Source organism: Paraburkholderia sp. RAU2J (assembly GCF_003634845.1).
Taxonomy (GTDB): domain Bacteria; phylum Pseudomonadota; class Gammaproteobacteria; order Burkholderiales; family Burkholderiaceae; genus Paraburkholderia; species Paraburkholderia fynbosensis.
Map to the genome: position 1 here is coordinate 1,893,369 of NZ_RBXG01000002.1, position 19,702 is coordinate 1,913,070.

21 protein-coding genes are annotated in these 19,702 nt (G+C 65.3%); 14 read left to right on the plus strand and 7 right to left on the minus strand.

Annotation, left to right across the window (positions count from 1 at the left end):
• Positions 1–42: 42 nt before the first annotated feature.
• From B0G69_RS25895 to B0G69_RS25925, 7 genes are all read left to right on the plus strand, one after another.
• Positions 43–621 carry a cytochrome b gene (locus tag B0G69_RS25895; RefSeq protein ID WP_121322284.1) on the plus strand — a complete coding sequence of 193 codons (579 nt, stop codon included), beginning with the start codon at positions 43–45 and terminating at the stop codon, positions 619–621.
• On the plus strand, positions 618–1,634 hold the full coding sequence (locus B0G69_RS25900) for an alpha/beta fold hydrolase (protein ID WP_121322286.1): 1,017 nt from the start codon (positions 618–620) through the stop codon (positions 1,632–1,634). The genes B0G69_RS25895 and B0G69_RS25900 overlap by 4 nt, the downstream gene beginning before the upstream one ends.
• Positions 1,631–2,569: a pyrroloquinoline quinone biosynthesis protein PqqB gene (gene pqqB, locus B0G69_RS25905; RefSeq protein ID WP_121322288.1), complete on the plus strand. Its 939-nt coding sequence runs from the start codon at positions 1,631–1,633 to the stop codon at positions 2,567–2,569. The genes B0G69_RS25900 and pqqB overlap by 4 nt, the downstream gene beginning before the upstream one ends.
• 64 nt (positions 2,570–2,633) lie before the next feature.
• Positions 2,634–3,404: a pyrroloquinoline-quinone synthase PqqC gene (gene pqqC / locus B0G69_RS25910; RefSeq protein WP_121322290.1), complete on the plus strand. Its 771-nt coding sequence runs from the start codon at positions 2,634–2,636 to the stop codon at positions 3,402–3,404.
• Positions 3,405–3,409: 5 nt separating this feature from the next.
• A complete protein-coding gene (pqqD, locus tag B0G69_RS25915; RefSeq protein ID WP_121323884.1) occupies positions 3,410–3,700 on the plus strand; it encodes a pyrroloquinoline quinone biosynthesis peptide chaperone PqqD in 291 nt (96 codons plus the stop codon).
• A gap of 4 nt (positions 3,701–3,704) precedes the next feature.
• Entirely contained in the window at positions 3,705–4,949 is a 1,245-nt protein-coding gene (gene pqqE / locus B0G69_RS25920; protein WP_121322292.1) for a pyrroloquinoline quinone biosynthesis protein PqqE, read from the plus strand.
• A complete protein-coding gene (locus B0G69_RS25925) occupies positions 4,946–5,608 on the plus strand; it encodes a response regulator transcription factor (protein WP_121322294.1) in 663 nt (220 codons plus the stop codon). The genes pqqE and B0G69_RS25925 overlap by 4 nt, the downstream gene beginning before the upstream one ends.
• Here B0G69_RS25925 and B0G69_RS25930 read toward each other — a convergent pair.
• Both B0G69_RS25930 and B0G69_RS25935 read right to left on the minus strand, forming a co-directional pair.
• The gene (locus B0G69_RS25930; protein WP_121322296.1) at positions 5,578–6,639 is read right to left on the minus strand and encodes an ATP-binding protein; all 1,062 of its coding nucleotides are present in this window, start codon (positions 6,637–6,639) and stop codon (positions 5,578–5,580) included. The two genes, B0G69_RS25925 and B0G69_RS25930, sit on opposite strands and share 31 nt — an antisense overlap.
• A gap of 282 nt (positions 6,640–6,921) precedes the next feature.
• Positions 6,922–8,028, minus strand: a complete 1,107-nt coding sequence (locus tag B0G69_RS25935; RefSeq protein ID WP_121322298.1) for a beta-propeller fold lactonase family protein — start codon at positions 8,026–8,028, stop codon at positions 6,922–6,924.
• A 306-nt stretch (positions 8,029–8,334) separates the two neighbouring features.
• On the opposite strand from B0G69_RS25935, the gene B0G69_RS25940 reads away from it, so the two are divergent.
• The 5 genes from B0G69_RS25940 (at position 8,335) to gph (ending at position 11,946) form a co-directional block, all read left to right on the plus strand.
• Positions 8,335–9,066: an energy transducer TonB gene (locus tag B0G69_RS25940; RefSeq protein WP_241991469.1), complete on the plus strand. Its 732-nt coding sequence runs from the start codon at positions 8,335–8,337 to the stop codon at positions 9,064–9,066.
• A 60-nt stretch (positions 9,067–9,126) separates the two neighbouring features.
• Positions 9,127–9,888: a MotA/TolQ/ExbB proton channel family protein gene (locus B0G69_RS25945; RefSeq protein ID WP_121322300.1), complete on the plus strand. Its 762-nt coding sequence runs from the start codon at positions 9,127–9,129 to the stop codon at positions 9,886–9,888.
• Positions 9,879–10,301 (plus strand): biopolymer transporter ExbD, encoded by a 423-nt coding sequence (locus tag B0G69_RS25950; protein ID WP_121322302.1) that lies wholly within the window; start codon positions 9,879–9,881, stop codon positions 10,299–10,301. The genes B0G69_RS25945 and B0G69_RS25950 overlap by 10 nt, the downstream gene beginning before the upstream one ends.
• A 143-nt stretch (positions 10,302–10,444) precedes the next feature.
• Positions 10,445–11,257, plus strand: a complete 813-nt coding sequence (locus tag B0G69_RS25955) for an HAD family hydrolase (protein ID WP_121323886.1) — start codon at positions 10,445–10,447, stop codon at positions 11,255–11,257.
• Complete coding sequence (gene gph, locus B0G69_RS25960) at positions 11,254–11,946, plus strand: phosphoglycolate phosphatase (protein ID WP_121323887.1); 693 nt, start codon at positions 11,254–11,256, stop codon at positions 11,944–11,946. The genes B0G69_RS25955 and gph overlap by 4 nt, the downstream gene beginning before the upstream one ends.
• A 54-nt stretch (positions 11,947–12,000) precedes the next feature.
• Here gph and B0G69_RS25965 read toward each other — a convergent pair whose 3' ends face one another.
• Genes B0G69_RS25965 through B0G69_RS25975 form a run of 3 tightly spaced genes read right to left on the minus strand, consistent with a single transcriptional unit; the run spans position 12,001 to position 15,029 of the window.
• Positions 12,001–12,663 (minus strand): ankyrin repeat domain-containing protein, encoded by a 663-nt coding sequence (locus tag B0G69_RS25965; RefSeq protein ID WP_121322304.1) that lies wholly within the window; start codon positions 12,661–12,663, stop codon positions 12,001–12,003.
• Between the two features lie 15 nt (positions 12,664–12,678).
• Positions 12,679–13,287, minus strand: a complete 609-nt coding sequence (locus B0G69_RS25970; protein ID WP_241991470.1) for a c-type cytochrome — start codon at positions 13,285–13,287, stop codon at positions 12,679–12,681.
• An 8-nt stretch (positions 13,288–13,295) separates the two neighbouring features.
• Positions 13,296–15,029, minus strand: coding sequence for a PQQ-dependent dehydrogenase, methanol/ethanol family (locus B0G69_RS25975; RefSeq protein ID WP_121322308.1), 1,734 nt, complete (start codon positions 15,027–15,029; stop codon positions 13,296–13,298).
• Positions 15,030–15,487: 458 nt separating this feature from the next.
• Between B0G69_RS25975 and B0G69_RS25980 the strand changes: the two genes are divergently transcribed.
• Positions 15,488–16,363, plus strand: coding sequence for an endonuclease/exonuclease/phosphatase family protein (locus B0G69_RS25980; RefSeq protein WP_121322310.1), 876 nt, complete (start codon positions 15,488–15,490; stop codon positions 16,361–16,363).
• A gap of 49 nt (positions 16,364–16,412) precedes the next feature.
• Here the strand turns inward: B0G69_RS25980 and B0G69_RS25985 are convergent, their stop codons facing one another.
• A complete protein-coding gene (locus B0G69_RS25985) occupies positions 16,413–17,081 on the minus strand; it encodes a hypothetical protein (protein WP_121322312.1) in 669 nt (222 codons plus the stop codon).
• Positions 17,078–18,484 (minus strand): selenium-binding protein SBP56-related protein, encoded by a 1,407-nt coding sequence (locus tag B0G69_RS25990; RefSeq protein WP_121322314.1) that lies wholly within the window; start codon positions 18,482–18,484, stop codon positions 17,078–17,080. Before B0G69_RS25990 ends, B0G69_RS25985 begins: the two co-directional genes overlap by 4 nt.
• Positions 18,485–19,231: 747 nt before the next feature.
• Between B0G69_RS25990 and B0G69_RS42820 the strand changes: the two genes are divergently transcribed.
• Complete coding sequence (locus B0G69_RS42820; RefSeq protein ID WP_277873563.1) at positions 19,232–19,357, plus strand: hypothetical protein; 126 nt, start codon at positions 19,232–19,234, stop codon at positions 19,355–19,357.
• The last annotated feature ends 345 nt before the right edge of the window (positions 19,358–19,702 follow it).

The window sequence follows — 19,702 nt, forward strand, 5'->3', positions numbered from 1 at the left end:
ACGGTGTTGGCAAGAAACAGCCAGACAAAGATGGAGACAGGCATGAGGACAGCGCAATCGCCAGATGCGAAGCCAGCTTCCGGCATCGAGGCCGGCGCTCGCGGGCCGCGCTATGCGGGCGAGATGATCGCGCTGCATTGGCTGATCGCGCTCGGCATCCTCGGCCTGCTGGCAGTCGGCTTCTATATGGTCGGATTGCCGAAGGGTTTGCCGGTCAAAGCGACGTTGATCAACCTGCACAAGTCGCTCGGGCTGACTGTTTTCCTGCTGGTGCTTCTGCGCATCGTGGCGCTGGCGGCCTTCAACCGGCCGCCTCTGCCGCCGATGCGAGCGTGGCAACGCGCCGCCGCGCGCATTACGCAGGGTCTTTTATACGTCGGCATGATCGTGATGCCGCTGGCCGGCTATCTCGGCTCGTCGTTCAACCGTTTCGGGACGCGCTTCTGGGGCCTCCCGCTGCCGAAGTGGGGCTGGGAAGATCCGCATCTGCGTGAGCTTTTCTTCGGCATTCACAAAGTCACGGCCTATGTGCTGATCGCTTTGATCGTGCTGCACGTGGCGGGTGCGCTCAAGCATCAATGGATCGATCGCGACAACCTGCTCGCGAGGATGCTGCCATGACGATACGCCACAGGGAGCCCGCCGCGCGGCAAGCGTCGCCGCCGCTCGAAACCGGTACGCTGCGCACGCGCGACAGTCATCGCGTGTGGTTCGCGGTGGCCGGCGCGGCCGACGGCGTGCCGGTCGCGGTATTGCATGGCGGCCCCGGCAGCGGCAGTCAGCCGGGTTCCCTGCGGCTCTTCGATCTGAACCGTTTTCGCGTCGTGCTGATCGATCAGCGCGGCACCGGCGCATCGACGCCGCATGGCAGCGTGCGCCACAACCGCACCGATTATCTGATCGACGATCTCGAAGCGATCCGCGAGCGGCTCGGCTTCGAACGCTGGGGCGTGCTCGGTGGATCGTGGGGCGCGGCGCTCGCGCTCGCGTATGCCGGGCAGCGTCCGCGGTCGGTCACGGGCGTCGTGCTGCGCGGCCTCTTTCTCACTTCTGCACGCGAAGTTCGCGCGCTGTTCGTCACGTCCCGCCGACGCGCGCCGCGCGCGTGGTCCCGGTTGCGGGCGGCGGCCGGGTGCGAGCGGCCTGTGGATCTGGCGGCCCGCTGCGGGGCCGGCCTGCAATACGGTGCGAACGGAACGCGGCAACGCGCGCTCGCGCTCGCATGGCGCGGCTATGAAAACGAGGTGCTGGCGAGCGCCGCCACGCGCCGCGCAATGGAGCCTCGCACGCGGCACTCGCCACGGCTCGCCCGCAAGCTGATCGGCAAATACCGGATTCAGAGCCACTATCTCGCGCATCGCTGCTGGCTCGGCGAAACGCGCTTGCTGTCGCTCGCGCGGCACGCCGCGTCGGCCGGTGTGCCGCTCGCCGCCGTGCACGGCTCGCGCGACCCGGTCTGTCCGGCGACGAATCTGCGGCGCCTCGCGCGTGCAGTTCCCGCCGCGCAGGTCGAGTGCGTCGACGCGGGTCATCTGGCGAGCGATCCGGCGCTCCACGAACGCGTCGCGCAGACGCTCGCCGCGATGTTCATCCCAACTGTTCAGGAGGGGCGCAGCCTGCGCCACGTGGCATGAAAATCAAGGTGCTCGGCTCATCGGCGGGGGGCGGTTTTCCGCAGTGGAACTGCAACTGCCGCAATTGCGACGGCTTGCGCCGCGGCACGCTGAAGGCCACGCGCCGCACGCAGTCGTCGATTGCGGTGAGCGCGAACGGCGAGGACTGGCTGCTCGTCAATGCGTCGCCCGATCTGCTCGCGCAGATCGCCGCGCACCCCGAGCTTCAGCCCGCTCGCCGGGCGCGCGACAGCGGCATTGCCGCCGTGCTCGTGATCGACGCGCAGATCGACCATGTCACCGGCCTGCTGATGCTGCGCGAGCGCGACACGCCGCTGCCGCTCTACGCGACCGACGCCGTGTGGCAAGACCTGCGCTCCGGCTTTCCGGTCGCGCCGATCCTCTCGCACTATTGCGGCGTCGAGCATCGGCGCATTGCGCTCGACGGCGCGCCGCTCGCCGTCGACGCGTTGAAGGGCGTGCGCATCGACGCGCTGCCGCTGTCGAGCAAGGCGCCGCCCTACTCGCCGCATCGCGACGCGCCCGAACGGGGCGACAACATCGGGCTCATGCTGACCAATCTGGAATCGGGCAAGCGCGTGTTCTACGCACCGGGACTCGGCGCGATCGAAGACCACGTGCTCGCCGCGATGCGCGAGGCGGACCTGCTGCTGGTGGACGGCACGCTGTGGACGGGCGACGAAATGATCCGCCTCGGCCTGTCGAAGAAGACGGCCGCCGACATGGGGCATCTGCCGCAGACCGGCGCGGGCGGCATGATCGACACGCTGGATTCGCTCGAGGCAGCCCCCCTGGGCAATGGGCGCAAGGTCCGCAAGGTGCTCATCCATATCAACAATACCAACCCGATTCTGGTCGAAGACGGCCGCGAGCGGCGCGTGCTCGCCGAGCACGGCATCGAGGTCGCTTACGACGGCATGGCGTTCGAACTTTGAAGCATGAATGTATGAAGGAGCACTGACGAGGCGCGGCTGTAATCGATAAAAACACGGAGACGGTATGAACGCGAAAGATACTCATGAGACGCCGCCGATGCGCGACGCGAGTGCAAGTACGGGTACGCAGCGGATCTCGGGCGCCGACGCCCCCGCGTGGAGCCGCGAGGAATTCGAGGCGCAATTGCGCGCGAAAGGCACGGCGTATCACATTCACCACCCGTTCAACGTGAAGATGAATAGCGGCGGCTGCTCGCGCGAGCAGATTCGCGGCTGGGTCGCGAACCGCTTCTACTATCAGATCAACATTCCGCTGAAGGACGCGGCGGTGCTCTCGAACTGTCCGGATCGCGAGACGCGCCGCCGCTGGGTGTTGCGCATTCTCGACCACGACGGCTATGACGGCGCGGAGGGCGGCATCGAAACCTGGGCGCGTCTCGCGGATGCCGTGGGCCTGTCGCGTGACGAACTCTGGTCGCTCGAACACGTCACGCCCGGCGTGCGCTTCGCCGTCGACGCCTACGTGAATTTCGCGCGCCGTGCGCCGTGGCAGGAATCGGTCTGCTCGTCGCTCACGGAGATGTTCGCGCCGCAGGTTCATCGCGACCGGCTCGCGAGCTGGCCGGAACACTATCCGTGGATCGAGCCCGAGGGCCTCGCGTATTTCCGCTCGCGCATTTCGCTCGCGCAGCGCGACGTCGAACACGGGCTCGAAGTCACGCTCACGCATTTCACGCGGCGCGATCAGCAGGAACGGGCGCTCGAGATCCTGCAGTTCAAGCTCGACATTCTGTGGACCATGCTCGACTCGATCGAAAAGGCCTTCCCACAATGAACGCCATGAACGACCCCGCACGCGCCGGCGACGCTACCGAAGCCGCCCTTCCGCTGACGATCGCGAGGCCCTTCCGCCTGCAGTGGGAACCCGCGCAGAACGCGCACGTGCTGCTCTATCCCGAGGGCATGGTGAAGCTCAATCAAAGCGCCGGGGAAATCCTCAAGCGCTGCGACGGCACCCGGGACATGGCCGCGCTGATTGCCGAACTGGAGCGGGCGTTCAACACCACCGGGCTCGGCGCCGAGGTGCGGGCCTTCATTGCCGACGCGCATACGCGCGGCTGGCTGGAGTAGCGCGATGACCGATCTATCGCAACCGGTTGCTCAACCCGTCGTCGGCATACAGCCCGACGACCCCGACGCCGTGCCGCCGCCGCTCTGGCTGCTCGCGGAGCTGACCTATCGCTGCCCGCTGCACTGCGCGTTCTGCTACAACCCGCTCGACTATACGGACCACAGCCGCGAACTCAGCACCGCGCAATGGATCGACGTGCTGCGCGACGCGCGCGCGCTCGGCGCGGTGCAGCTCGGCTTTTCCGGCGGCGAGCCGCTGGTGCGCGACGACGTCGAAGTGCTGGTGGAGGAAGCGCACAGACTCGGCTTCTACACGAATCTGATCACCTCGGGTGTCGGCCTCACCGACAAACGGCTCGACGATCTGAAGGCGGCCGGGCTCGACCACATCCAGTTGTCGTTTCAGGATTCGACGCAACAGTTGAACGACTTCCTGAGCAGCACACGCACCTTCGATCTGAAGCAGCGCGTCGCCACGTCGATCAAACAGCATGGCTTTCCGATGGTGCTCAACTGCGTGCTGCATCGCTATAACCTGCCGCACGTCGACAAGATCATCGAGATGGCGCTGGCGATGGGCGCCGAATACCTGGAGCTCGCGAACACGCAGTACTACGGCTGGGCACACGCGAACGAGGCGCAGTTGATGCCGACGCGCGAGCAGCTCGACGAAGCGGAGGCGGTGGTCGCGCGCTATCGCCGCACGCATGGCGAGCGCTGCAAGATTTTCTTCGTCGTGCCCGACTACTTCGAGAACCGCCCCAAACGCTGCATGAACGGCTGGGGCGCGGTCTTTCTCGGCATCGCGCCGGACGGCGCGGCACTGCCCTGTCACGCAGCGCGCGGGCTGCCCGGCCTCGTGCTGCCGAACGTGAAAGAAACGCCGTTGCGTGAAATCTGGTACGAAAGCGATGCGTTCAACCGATTCCGCGGCTTGAAGTGGCTCAAGGAGCCGTGCCGCAGTTGCGAAGAAAAGGAACGCGACCTCGGTGGCTGCCGCTGCCAGGCCTATATGCTGACCGGCGACGCGGCCAACGCCGATCCCGTGTGCGACAAGTCGCCGTTTCACGAGACCGTGGTGAAGGTCGTGCAACGCGCGGCCTCGGCCTCGGCTTGCGCTTCTGCAGGAACGGCCGCGCCACGCGAGCAACCGATCCTGTTCCGTAACGATGCCAATTCGCGCAAGCTCGCGAGCGCCGCCCGCGAGCCCGACGTCAGCGGCGGCAGCGGCAGCGGAGCAAAACCATGACTGCGGGAACCATCTCCGTCCTGCTCGTCGACGACCATGCGGTCGTGCGCGAAGGCTACCGGCGTCTGCTCGAACTGAACTCCGACGTGCAGGTGTGCGGCGAGGCCGCCGACGCCGCCCAGGCTTACCAGCGCTTTTGCGCATTGGAGCCCGACGTGGTCGTGATGGACGTGTCGCTGCCCGGCGCGAGCGGCGTCGAGGCGATGCGGCGCATGCTCGCGCGTGAGCCGGATGCGCGCGTGCTGATCTTCAGCGTGCATGAAGAGTCGATCTTCGTGCGCCGCGCGCTCGATGCCGGCGCGCTCGGCTACGTGACGAAAGCCAGCGCGCCCGACGTGCTGGTGGAAGCGGTGCGCGCCATCGCGCGGCGCACGGGCTATCTGAGCCCGGATATCTCGCAGGCGCTCGCGATGCGCACCGCCTTCAGCGAAGGGCCGCCCGGGCGTCAGTTGTCGGCGCGCGAGTTCGAGGTGCTGCGTCTGCTCGTGCAGGGCTATACGCTGCCGAGCATCGCCGAGAAGCTGGGGTTGAGCCAGAAGACGGTGGCCAATCATCAATCCGTGATCCGGCAGAAGTTCGGCGCCGACAACGGCGTGCAGCTTGCGCAGATGGCGAGCCGGCTCGGACTTCAGTTCACGGGTTCGGCCAGCCCGGCATGAGTGGGCACGCGCGCGCAAAACAGAAAGCCGCCTTGCGGCTCGCTTGCCACGTGGAATTCGCCGCCGAGCGCTTCGACGCGCTCGCGCATGCCGATCAGCCCGAGGCCGGCGCGCGGCTTCGTGAGGTCCGTACCGGGGCCGTCGTCGGCCATGGTCACGACGATCTCGTCGGTCGGCGGGCCGGTCCCATCCGCGCTGTGCGTCTCTCGCGGCGCGCGCACCATGAACACCTCCACGCGTGAACCGCGCGCGAACTTCGACACGTTCGTCAGCCCCTCCTGCACGAGGCGGTAGAGCGTGATGGTCAACGCGTCGCTCAGGCCGCTGTAATCCCCTTCGACCGTCAGTGAAAACGAGGCATCGGGCAGCCGCTCGCGCCAGCCGTCGATGCAATGTTCGAGCGCACTCGGCAAGCCGAACTCGTCCAGACCGATGGGCCGCAGGCGGCGGATCATGTCGCCGATCTGCCGGTACACGTGGCTCGCACTCTGGATCAGACCGAGCGCGATGCGATGGATCTCCGGGTCGTGGGCGCGGGGGGATGCGGGGGATTGTGCGCGGGTTTGCCTGTTGTCCTGGCCGCTGGACAGATCGCGGATACGTGCGGCGTCGAGTGCGATCGCGTTCAGGTACTGGCCCAGTTCATCGTGCAGTTCGCGCGCCAGATGACGGCGCTCGAACTCCTGTGCCTGCAGCGCCTGACTGGCGAGCCGCCGGTTGTCGGCGAGCAGCCGTTCGGCCTGTTCTTCCAGCACGCGGCGGCGGTTCAGTTCGCGGCGCGCCTCTCGGTAGCGCCGCCACGCAAACCATGCAAGGCCGATGGAGAGGACGCACAACGTGGTCGGCAATTCGTCGAGCTGGAAGCGCTCCATGCCACGGGTGAAGCGGTAGGCCCGTTCGCTGAGGTCGAATTCGGCGGCTAAGATCCCGGCGAGCGCGGTCACGGCGAGCACGCATGCGAGATCGCGCCAGATTGTCGAGACTGGCGACGGGCTGCCGGCGGAGGATGAGTGGGTCGGTTCGCTTGACATGACGTCTGCATTCTACCCAGCGCGCTCGTGCGCAGCGGACTTTTGCGAGCCTTTTCGGCGCGTTTGCCTGACAGATCGGGAAAAGCTCCCGCGCAATTTGAAGGCCTCGTATGCGCGGCTTTCAACGCACGCCGACAGAAGCGCGAGCAGCGCGACGGGCGTACCGGCACCCGGTCAACGAGCAATTCGTCGGGGCGGGTGCGCCGCCGCGGGGTTCCCGGGTGGGCCTGCGCTATGCCTGGAAAAGGAGCGCGGCAATGACACCGCGCGCGAGCGGATCGCTCAGTGCGACTCGATCGAGCCGTCGCTATGCGGATAGGTGACGATGCCCCAGGCGAGCGGCAACTCGCCGATCTGCTTGATCGGCCGATAGCTCTTCGCATCGAGCACATAGACCGCATCGGAGCGTCCGCACGCGACCATCAGTTTCGAGCCGTCGGGCGTAAAGCTGAAGTGCCAGCAGCGCTGCCCGACCGGCACGTCGGCGACGTGTTCGTAAGTGTGGCCGTCGAAAACCTGCACCGCCTTGTCGCGCGAAGCAGCCACGAAAAGCCGCTGGCCGTCCGGGCCGAACGCCACGCCGTACGGTCCCAGTTTGGTGTCGACGGTCTTGAGCACTTCGAAACTGTGCGCGTCGATCACGACGAACTTGCTGAGCGACTCCAGCGTGACCACATAGTGCTCGCCGTCGGGCGACAGACGGATGCCGCGCGGGCGGCCGCCCGCCGCCAGCTTCACGGTCTTCACCGGCGCGCCCGTGCGCACGTGATAGACCGATACGGTGTCGTCGCCTTCATTGGTGACGAGCATCGTCTGGCCGTCGCGCGAGAATTCGATGCCTTCGGTTTCGTGACCGCTCGTCACCGAGCGGATCACGCGCCACGTTTTCATATCGACGATCGCAATTTCGGCGGGAAGCTTGTCGTCATCGTCGTCCGCGCCGGGCTTGCCGGCCTTGCCGGGCGGCGGGCCATCAGGTTTGGCCGCCGCCTGCGCCGGCGGCGGCCCGCCCGACTCGCCGGGCTCATACGTCACATAGACATAGCCGTTGTGGACCCGCACATACTCCGGATTCTTGCCGATCTTCACGCGCCTGACGACCTTGCCCGACGCCGTGTCGATCACCGACAGATCGCCGGTGTTCTTGTTGGCGACCATCAGACGCGAGCCGTCCGCGTTCAGGCTCAGGCCACGCGGCCCGTCCGCGCCCACCGGAATCGTTTTGGCCAGCGTCATCTGGTCGAGGTCGATCACGCCGACGCCGGCCTTCTCGCTCGTCACATAGGCAAGCGGCGCGGCTGCATGCGCGGCGCTCATGGCCAGCATGCACACGACGGCCAGCGCGACGCAACGGCGAGGTGTTCGGGTAAGAATCCGTGTCTCCAGCATTGTTGTGCTCCGTGTTGAGATCGCTGCGCCGCGAAAGCTCGCGTCATCCATTCAAAGTATCTCACCGGGCGATTGTTTGACAACGCGCATCGGACGGGAGAATTTCCCGAATTGACGCGCGGCGACGGGCGCCGGTTCTAAAACCCCAGGTGCGGGAGGACAATGAACGTGGAGGTGGCCTGCAGTTCGAGCCGTGCCGACGCGGACGAACACGCTGCGATTTGCGCGAACGAAGAAACCCCTGTCTGGCCGCGAGCGATGCTGCAAGTTGTCATGGCGAACCCTGCAAAACCCACGATCCCGGCGATGCGATTTCGTCGCGGGATGATCGTGCTGGGTGCGGTAATCGGCGCGCATGTGCTGTTGCTGTATCTCGCGGTGTCGACGCGCGACAGAATGGTCGAGCGGCCGATCGAACCGGTAACGATCACCGCCATGCTGTTGAGTCCACAGGCTGAGCCTGTGACGCCTGCCGCACCGGCTGCTGTTGAACCGCCGGCGACGCCGTCTCCCGCGCGCCCTGCCGTTCGTGCCAAACCCTCACCGCAGGTGCAGCCGCAAGCGCGATCGCGCGTCTCACACAGCGCAGCGGCAACGCCCGCACCTGTCGCGCCTCGTGCGCCGCTCGCGCCAACCGAAAACGCCGCGCCGTCCGCCACCGCCCAGCCGGCCCCCGCTGTGCCGACACCCTTACCCACGACAGCGCCCGCAAACGAGAGCGCGCCCGCCACCGCCCCCATACTCGCCGAGCCGGCCACGCCAAGAAACGTCGCGCATATCGACTGCGCAATCCCGAAGCCCGACTATCCTGACATTTCGATGCGGCGTGGCGAGAACGGCACCGCGATCGTGCGATTCGTCGTGGGGCTCTCCGGCCGTATCGAGACGACGCAGTTGCAAAGGAGCAGCGGCTATCCGCGGCTCGACGAGGCGGCACTCGCCGCCGTCCATGCGAGCGTCTGCCAGCCGTACAGAGAAAACGGCGCCGCGGTTCGCGCGGCGTACTCGCAATCGTTCGTCTTCGGACTGACCGAATGACCGGCTCACCGGCTCACTGATTGACTGCGCCACCCGATCACAGGACAAAGGAAAACAGCCATGCAACATTACGGACTCGCGAATGTCTGGCAAAGCGGCGATGTCGTCACACGCTCCATTCTGAGCGTGCTGGTGATCATGTCGGTGCTGTCGTGGACGGTGATCATCGTCAAGCTGTGGCAGGTGCTGCGGCTCAGGCGCGTGACCGGGCAGAACGACGCGCGGTTCTGGAACGCCGACCGCTTCGAGGACGGCTTGAGCACCCTCGGCCACCCCGGGCCGGCGTCGTCCGGGAATCCGATGCTGGCGCTCGCGCTCTCGGGCCACGAAGCGGCGACACACCATCGCCAGACGCAACAGCATCTGCAGGACCGTATCGACGTCTCCGACTGGATCACGCGGCGTCTGCAGGACACGATGGACGAGACGGTCGCGCGCTTGCAGAGCGGCCTTGCGGTCCTCGCGTCGATCGGCAGCACGGCGCCCTTCGTCGGGCTTTTCGGCACCGTGTGGGGCATCTATCACGCGCTGATCGTGATCGGCGAAACCGGCCAGACCTCGATCGAACACGTGGCGGGACCGGTCGGCGAATCGCTGATCATGACGGCGTTCGGGCTCTTCGTGGCAATCCCCGCCGTGCTCGGCTACAACGGCCTGAATCGCGCGAACCGCACCATCGTCGCACGCCTGAAACGTTTCGCGCACGGCCTGCACGCGTACTTCGTGACCGGCTCCCAATTGCGCTCGAGCGTCGGCGCGCAGATGCACGCGGTGCCGCGCGACAACAACCCGCCCCGGGACGGAGACTTCAGATGGCAATGAACCCCTTCTCCGACGATGACGATCAAGGCCTCATGAACGAGATCAACATGACGCCGCTGGTGGACGTCATGCTGGTCCTGCTGATCATTTTTCTCGTCACCATTCCGGCGATGCAGCATGCGGTGAGGATCGATCTGCCTCACGCAAGCAGCCAGCCCGAAGTGGTCAAAGCCACGCACATCGACGTCGCGGTGGATGCGGACGGCGCGATCTTGTGGGACGGCCATGCCGTCACCGAAGACGGCTTGCGCGCGCGGATCGCCGAGGCCGCTCACGCGACGCCGCAACCGGAACTGCATTTGCGCGCCGACCGCAAGGTGCCCTATGAACGGGTCGCCGATGTGATGTCGGCCGTTCAGGCGGGCGGTTTGACGAAGATGGGCTTCGTCACCACGCCCAAGCCGAAGCCTTAGCGCGGCGCCTCAGGTACGCGCCGCCGCGTCGACACCAAAGCGTCGCTTATCTAACGCGAAAGAATCTCTGAATTTGAATCGGCCCGGGGCTCCGCTATCGTGATGCGTGTCTGAACGGCAACCACCATGACGAGGACCGGATGATGCAAGCCCTTATTTTCGACGTCGACGGCACGCTCGCCGACACCGAGACCGCTCATCTGCAGGCCTTCAATGCGGCTTTTGCGGAGGCCGGGCTCGACTGGTTCTGGGACGAGCCGCTCTACACGCGCCTTCTCAAGGTGGCGGGCGGCAAAGAACGGCTGCTGCATTACTGGCGCACGCTCGAACGCGAGGAAGCGGATGGCGCGAAAGCGTGGGAGACCGTCGAGGCGCTCCACGCGCTCAAGACCCGCCGTTACACCGGGCGCATACGCGGCGGCCTGCCGCTGCGCCCCGGCATTGCGCGTCTGATGGACGAGGCGCAGGCGCACGGCATCCGACTCGCCATCGCGACGACCACCACGCCCGCGAATCTCGACGCCCTGTTGCAGGTCCACTTCGGCGCGGCCTGGCGCACGCGCTTCGCGGCGATCGGCGACGCCGACACCACGCACGCGAAGAAGCCCGCGCCCGACGTCTATCATCACGTGCTCGAACAACTCGATCTGCCCGCGACCGCGTGTCTCGCCTTCGAGGACTCCGGCAACGGTCTGCTCGCGGCCCGCGCGGCGGGTATTCCAACCATCGTCACACCGACCGGCTACACGGCGCAGGACAGCTTCGATGGCGCGCTGGCCGTTCTGCCGCACCTCGGTGATCCGCAGATGCCGCTCGTTCAGCCTATGCCTGGCGAACCGCATCGCTGGGTTGACCTGGCGACGCTACGGCGCTGGCATCGGAGTACGCTACCGCACGCCGGACCGGCTTGGTGCGCGGCGCCGGGCGCGCGCGCATTTGCGGCGAGTTCGCCATGACACAGGCCTCGTGCCCGGCCGTGCTGATCGATCTGGACGGCACGATGGTCGACACCGCGCCGGACATTGCCGCCGCCGTTGGCCGCATGCTGGATGACCTCGGCGCAGCGCCGTTGCCGTTGGACACGGTGACCGGATTCATCGGCAATGGTGTGGCGAACCTCGTACGGCGTTCGCTGGAAGCGGCGGGCATGAGCGAGCGGTGCGACATCGAAGGGGCGCAGCGGGTATTCGAACGGCACTATGCCGATACGAACGGACAGTTCGGCCGGGTCTTTCCCGGCGTCGCGGCGGGCCTGCGCGCATTGCGCGAAAGCGGCTATCGCTGCGCCTGCGTGACCAACAAGCCACAGTCACTGGCGGCAGCGCTGCTGACGCGCACCGGCCTCGCCCGGTATCTGGATGTACTGATCGCGGGCGACACGCTGGCGACCATGAAGCCTTCGCCGCAGCCTTACTGGCACGCCTGCCGGCTGCTCGACAGCGAGCCGGCACATTGCGTCGTAGTCGGTGATTCGCCGGTCGATGTCGCTGCGGCACGCGCGGCCGCTTTGCCTGTGTTCATCGTCAGCTATGGCTACGCGGGCGAGAGCGGTGCGCATGCATTGCGCTGCGACGCATTGATCGATTCGTTCGAAGCACTGCCGGCGATGCTCGCGCAGAGGTGGCTTCTGGCCGATTCGGAGTAACAGGCAGGCATCTGCCGACTCTGCGCACTGCCAGGCGTGCGAACGTGTTCGCGACTAGCCGGCGGACAGCACGCCACTCGCTCTCGCCGACTTCGTCTGCACCGCGATATCCTTCGCCGTCATGCCGCGATTGTCCTTCAGCGCTGGGTTCGCGCCGCGCGCGAGCAGCAATTGAACGGTCTCCGCGCGATCGTATCCCGCGGCCCACATCAGCGCCGTGAGATCGTTCTTGTAGAGGCGATTCACGTCGACCCCGGCATCGAGCAAGCGGCTCACCACTTTCGTTTGTCCCTGCCCGGCCGCGTACTCCATCGCGGTCTTGCCGACGCGATCCGTCGTGAACATGTCCGCGCCATGCGCGAGCAGCAGCGCGACGATTTCATCGAAACCGCCATAGGCCGCGGCCATCAACGGCGTGACGCCGGGCGCGCTCGCGTGCCCGACGTTCGCGCCGTGCTCGATCAGCGTGCGCGCCATGGCCGTATCGCCTTGCTTGCAAGCGGTGATCAACGCCGTATCGCCGATGCGGTTCATCGCATCCACGGCGGCGCCGCGCTGAAGCGCCGCGAGAAGCGCCTGCTGGTCGTCGTCCTTGGCGGCGGCGAGCAGTTGCCGGTTGGTTTCGCCATCGCCTTGCGCTCTCGCGGGCAGGCACGCGCCGAACGCGGCGGCAAGCAGCATCGCGGTCGCGATGAAGCGGGTGAGCGTCTTTTTCATGGTGTCGGTTTCGTGCTATTGGAGATTGTTCACATACGCGGCCAGATTGCGGATGTCCTCGTCGCTCAGATTGCGCGACACGCTGGCCATGTTGCCCGCATCGTTGGTCCGCGTGTGCGAGCGGAAATCGTGCAATTGCTTGACGATGTATGGATACAGCTGACCGGACACGCGCGGAATCTCGTTCTGTCCGCCAAAGCCGCCGAGATGACACATCGTGCACAACACTTCCGCGCACTTCTTGCGGCCCGCTTCGACGCTGGCGCTATCCGATTTGAACGGCACGGGCACGAGCTTTTGCGCGGCGAAGTAGTCGGCGAGGTCCTGCATATCCTCGCGCGACAGATTGGCCGCCATCGGCGACATGCGCGGGTCGCTGCGCCGCCCTTCCTTGAAGTCCCGCAGTTGCAGATAGATATAGCGCGCGGTTTGTCCGGCGAGAATCGGATAGTCCGGCGTGGTCGAGTTGCCCATCGGTCCATGACAGGCCACGCACACCTGCGCTTTCGCCTTGCCCGCTTCGGCATCGGCGCGTGCGTTCAGCGGCAGCCATGCGGCGGCGAACCAGCCGCATAGCAATGCCGGCCACGCACGGCGTGTCGCATGGGACCTTGAACGCAGCATCGGCCCCGTCATGGCAGCGCGAAGACAAGCACGGTGTTGCCGCGCTTGAAATCGATCTGCGTATTGCCGCCCGCCGCGACCGCGACGTACTGCTTGCCATGCACCGTGTACGACACGGCGGGTGCATTGACGCCGGCGCCGCACTGGAACTCCCAGAGCTTCTTGCCCGTGGCGGAGTCGAACGCGCGGAACAGCCCGTTGCCTTCGCCGTTGAAGACGAGGCCGCCCGCCGTCGCGAGCACCCCGCCGATCAGCGGCTGTTCGGTCTTGTAGTCCCACGCGACCTTGCCCGTGTCGACGTTCACCGCGGACAGCTTGCCCCATTGCTGCTCGTTCGCAATCACCTTGAACGCGCCGCCGAGCCACAGCTTGCTGCCGCCCGGATAAGCCGCCTCCTCGACCTGATACGTCATGGGCTGATGCAGATTGGCCGCATAGACGAGCCGCGTTTTCGGATCGAAGGCCATCGGCGACCACTCGACCCCGCCGTTCGCACCCGGCAGCATGCGCGCGCCGGCTGCCGTGGGCAGCGTCCACATGTTTTCTTGCGGGATCATCGCTTGCGAATAGCGGATCAGACGTCCGGTGGCGCGGTCGTGAACGTACACGTGGCCGGTCTTGCCGGCATGCACGACGCCCGGAATCATTTTGCCGTCGTTGTCGCGCACGTCGATCAGCATCGGTGGGCTGACCGCGTCGAGGTCCCACACGTCGTGCGGCACGTACTGGTAGTGCCATTTGTATTTGCCGGTGTCGAGATCGATCGCGACGAGCGAGTCGGTATAGAGGTTGTCGCCCGGCCTGATCGCGCCATACAGGTCCGGCGACGGATTGCCCACGACGAAGAACACTGTTTTCGTTTGCCGGTCGATGGCGGGCGTCATCCACACGCCGCCGCCGAGCGTCTTGTAGAAGTCGCCGCCCTTCGCGGCGAGCTGCTGCTTCTCCGCGGCGATGTCGCGCTTCTCGTCGCGGCCGGTCGCGTCCTTGGTGGCCCACACGCCTTCCTGGCCGGTTTCCGGAATCGTGTAGAAGGTCCACAGCAACTGGCCGGAATTCGCATCGAACGCCTTGACGAAGCCGCGAATGCCGTACTCGCCGCCGTTCGTGCCGATCAGCACCTTGCCGTCGACGACCGCGGGCGCCATTGTTTCCGAGTAGCCCTGATCGGGATCGGCGATGTCGGTTTGCCACAGCACCTTGCCGGTCTTCGCGTCGAGCGCGACGAGTTTCGCGTCGAGCGTGCCCATGAAAAGGCGGTCGCCCGAGATCGCCACGCCGCGATTGTTAGGCCCGCAGCAAAACGTCGTCACCGGCCCCATCTTGTGCTTGTAATGCCAGAACTCCTTGCCCGTCGCCGCATCGACCGCGTACACGTGATTGAACGACGTGGTGATGAACATCACGCCATTCGAGACGATCGGCGCCGTTTCCATCGACTCGTTGACGGCGGTCTGGAAGATGAACGCGGGTCTGAGCTTCGCTACGTTGGTCCGATTGATTTGCGCGCCCTGGTAGTAACGCGTCTGCGCGTAGGAACCGTTCGAATGGAGCCAGTCGGCCGTCGCCGTGGCCGCGCGGTCGAGCTGTTCCTGGCTGACGGGCTGAAGCGTCGAGGGCACCGGCGCGCCGGTGGTGGTCGACGTGTTCTGGACTTCGTCGGCGGCGTGAGCGGCAGGCAAGCCGAGTGCGATGGCGAGCAGGGGCAGGCCGACGACACCCCGGGTGAGTGTGAATGGCATGAGCGTCTCCTTGGATTGTTATCGTTCGAGCTTCTCGACGACGGAGTGCGGCATTCATCCACAGGCGGACAGCGTGGAAAAGCAGGATGGCGCAGCCCTCTCAAACAACAAAAGCGTACGATTTTGAACCGTTGATTGCTTTGTGCGGACGGGTCGGCTGCGCAGAGGGAAAACGAGGCGAAGTGCTCGTCCCCTAAAAGGCCGGCTCGCTTAAGGGTAGGCTATGCGCTTCGGTTTTTCTAGAACGTCGATGCGTTTTTATCAGGTGCCGCTCGATACGTATGATCATTTTGTCGGGCAGCGGGTTTGCCGCTTAAGGTCGCAAAACGCCTGCGTTGGCGTCGATGGCGCTCGAAGGACCGAGCGCAGCATTCGACGCACCGATATGTCGGCGCTTCGCCCGCATCACATCCCCGATACAGCGGTAAACTGACAGTCTGCCTGTCAGGGAGAGCGCCATGAAACTCGTCGACTGGAACATTCAGTGGGGTCTCGGCGTGGACGGCCGTGTCGACCTTGGCCGGATCGTGCGGGAAGCGCGCGCGTTGTGCGACTTCGATGTCCTGTGCTTGCAGGAAGTCACGCGCGGATTCAATGATGAGCCGCAGGCCGGCGGATTGAAGGGCCATCCATCGCCCGATCAATTCGCCGAGCTGGCGACATTGCTGCCCGAGATGACGGTGATCGACGCGATCGGCTCCGATCTGCCATCGCTGCGCGATGGCCGGGCGCCTCGTCGGCAGTTCGGCAACGCCATTGCGACCCGCCTGCCGGTGCGTCAAGTGCTTCGGCATTCGCTGCCATGGCCCGCCGATCCCGCCAAACCGTCGATGTTGCGCATCGCGCTCGAAGCGGTGCTCGACACCGATGTTGGCCCGCTACGCGTCATCAGCACGCACCTGGAGTTCTATTCGGACAAGCAGCGGCTCGCGCAAGTCGCAAGACTGCGTGAGTTGCATCGCGAAGCATGCGATCACGCGCGTCATCCCGCGAAAGCGGAAAAGCCGGACAGCCCGTTCGCCGACACCGCTCGCCCGATGAGCGCCATTCTGTGCGGCGACTTCAACAGCGCGTTCGAAGAAGCGGCGTATTGCCGGATGCTCGAACCGGTCGCCGATGCGCCCGCCTTTGCCGACGCCTGGTCCTGCGCGCATCCAGGCGAGCCGCGCGCCGCGACGGTCGGCCTGTACGATCACGAGCAATGGCCCGATGGACCCTTCGCGTGCGATTTCATTTTTGTCACGGACGACCTCGCGCCGCGAGTCAAGGCGTGCGACGTGAATCAGCACAGCCGCGCGTCGGATCATCAACCGATGTGGCTGACGTTGCGCTGAGACGAAGCGGCGTTCAGCACGTGGATTGCAGCGAACACGCAACGGCGCATCAGCCGATGCCGGCATTCGTCAACGCGATCGCCCCCACCACAATCAGGCTCGACGCCCATATCGCATCCAGATTGAACCAGCTGCGCGACACGAACTTCAGCCCCAGATAGCGATAGACGAGCCAGGCCAGCAGCCCGCCCGCCGCGAGCATCGCCGCACCGTGCACGGCGGAGACCCACAGCGCCATGCGAAGGCTGTCGCCGATCAATGCCTGGGCGGCCCGGTGCGCGTGATCCATGCCGTAAGAGCGGCACAGTCCGAGATAGATCGGCACGAGCATCAACCCTGCGCCGTGCGCAATCGCAATCGCGAACGACCAGAGCGCGAGCCTCGACGGCGGAATCCGCGCGAGCATGCGCGGGTGGCAGCGGCGGATCAGAAGACAGGCGCCGAAGGCGATCACGAGCACGCTCGCGCCGACCTGTATCGCGCGCTGCCATTCGAGCAGCACCGCCAGCATCGCGAACGGCAGCATCACCACGAACATCGCGAGCACGTGCCCGGCGGCGAGATAGAACAGCGCGGCAAACAGCGCCCGCGCGCGCCGCTGGATCAGTCCGTTCGACACGGCGAGCGGCCAGCCCATCGCCGGGTTGAGCCCGTGATAGAGACCGCTCGCAAGGATGGCTAACCAAAGGCCGAGACGCGGCCAACCTTCCGCGGTCAAAGGCCCACCGACGGGTAACAGAACGAATCGGTCGAGCAGTCTCCCCCTTCGAGCCGGATCTGGTGAGCCCGATAGCCATCGGGAAAGCTCACCCAGAAATCCTCGGCCAGCGCGAGGCCGCCGCCCGGTTGCGCCCGCGCCATCACCTGCGCCGCGGGCACGCCGGCCGGGTAGAACTGGTCGTCCCAGGTCGAATAGAGCGAGTTGGTCCAGTACACCCGCTTGCCGTCGCGGCTGATCTCGACCATCTGCGGGCCGCCGGCGAATGCTTCTCCGTTCGGATGCGGCGCGCGCCGCACGATCCCGCCGATCTGCACCGTGCCCGCCAGTTTCGGCTTGCGCGGCTCCGTCACGTCGTATTGACGCATCTCGCCGGTGCCCCAGCAGGCGACGTAGAGGAATTTATCGTCGAGCGAGAGATCGATGTCCGTGACGAGTGGCGGCACCGCACCGAAACCCTGCAACAACGGCGGCAACTGTTCGGCGGTCGCCGGTTCGGGCGGGATGGTCGCCGTCTTCTCGATGTGGAACTGTCCGTCCTCGCGCCACCAGGTCCAGATCGACCCTTCGAGGTTCGTCGTGTCCACCACCACGCCGATGAACCCGTACTCGCGGCTCGGATCGTGCGCGGGCCGCACTTCGAGCGCCATCTGGTGATTCGCGCCGAGGTCGATGGTCTGCACGTTGCGTCTTGCCCGCAGATCCCAGAAGTGGACGCGATGTCCATACCTGTTGGCCAGCAGGTCCTCGGGCACGATGCCGTTCTCGAACTGCGGCGGCAATGCCCACTCGCTCGACACCATGTAATCGCGCGGCAGGTTCCACCAGAAATCGTAGTGCTTCTCCTGCATGCCGCGGTCGATCTCCCAGCGGCCGAGCACGTCGAAGGTCTCGCAGTCCATGATGAAAATACCGGGCGGGCCATCGGTGCCGTCCTGGCCGCCGCCGCCGAGCGTACTGATGTAAATGCCTTCGGGCCCGCAGTGAACCGTATGCGGACGCGAATAGCCGGTCTTGCGGAAGATCTCCTCGGGTTCGATGATCTTGTGAATGCTCGCCTGAGTCGGATCGGGTTGGGTGTCGACAATATAGATGCGCGACGAACGCATGCCTGGAATGATCAGGTAGCGCCGTTCGAGGAACGCGTGGCCGGTCAGCGGCGACAGCGCCGATGAGCACGCGTTCCAGCCGAAATGATGGAACTCGTCGCCCTTGTTCGGCATTGTCACCGTGTGAACGACCTTGCTATAGGTCGGCGAGCCGGGTTTCACGTCGATTACGGCGAGCGCATCGGGCTGCGAAAAATCAGGGCTGAGCAGCAGCGTGTACGCGTATTGTTCCGGCGGCGCATCCATCGCGAGTTTCGGCGATGCGTGGAACGTGGCATCTGGGCGCATACCCATGGCGCGGGTCTCCTGTTGTCTGGTTCCGGTCGCAAGCGTGCGGATATTGATCGATCTGTAAGTCGCCGCTCGGCTGCTTGCGAACGGTGCGGGTCGGCGAAATGCGCGGTTAGACGGCGCGCATCACGGACCGTGCTCAGCGGACGGGCGTCACGATCTTCCGGTGGCCGCGGGTATCGAAAATGGTCGACGCGACATCTGCGGCGGTGGAGTCGTCGCGCCCATAGCGGCGCTCAGTCTAAATTTGTAGTTCACGGCCGCGGCGAGATCAACTGAAAGTTTCGTAACGTTCGGCGCGGCTGGCCGGCGTATCTGAACTGGCATGCAGACGCGCGCCACGAGTCACGACTACGGCCTTGCGCACCGCCTCACGAAGTGCCCGAGGCATCCTCCAATACGGCCGTGACGCGCGGTCATAGGCGATTTTTGGGATGCCGACGTGCCGTGACCGGGCACTGACGGGCGCGTTGGCCACTACCCAGAATCAAGCGTTGGCGCGGATGCCGACCGACAGCGAAAAACCGCCAACCGACCTGCGTCGGTCATGTTTAATATGCTTCATAAATTGTGTTCGCTGGCGCATATAGCGAAAGCTTGCTGACGCATAACTTCGCTTTGATCTCACCTCAGACATAGCGAGATCCTGTTCATATTGATTCGGTGTCAGACGCGCGAGGTCATATCATGGCGAGGCGTATTCGAATCGACAAAAGCGTCGCTTTAAAGTCTTTTCATGGTGTGTTTCCCATGGAAACGATCGCCGAGATCAACGAGGTCATCGATCGTTCGTTCGACAACGTACCGCTGCGTTCGCGCACGGGTCCCGTCGCGGCGGAACTGATACGTCGCGGCGACGTATTCCGGGAACCCTAGCAGACCATCTGCGCGAACGCGCCAACCTCGATGTGCAGAAAGGTCAACGCCGCACACGGCTGATCCACTATTACGATCCGGGCCACTCGCTGGGTCTGAGCGAGCTGCTGCGTCGTGGGCGCACACGCACACGCTGACGGCTATCTGTCAGGTGACACGCAGACTTGAGCGGGCACCGTCGTCATGGATCGACGATGATTCAATTGATAGATGGCGCTTAGCCGGATCGCACGCAAAACGCGAAGGGCTCGCTGGTCAGTTCGGCCCGGACCGCTCCCGGTCCAACTCTTCCAACTCGTCCAATCGAATGGCTTTATCCCGAACCTTCGCGCGATCGGCTCGAGC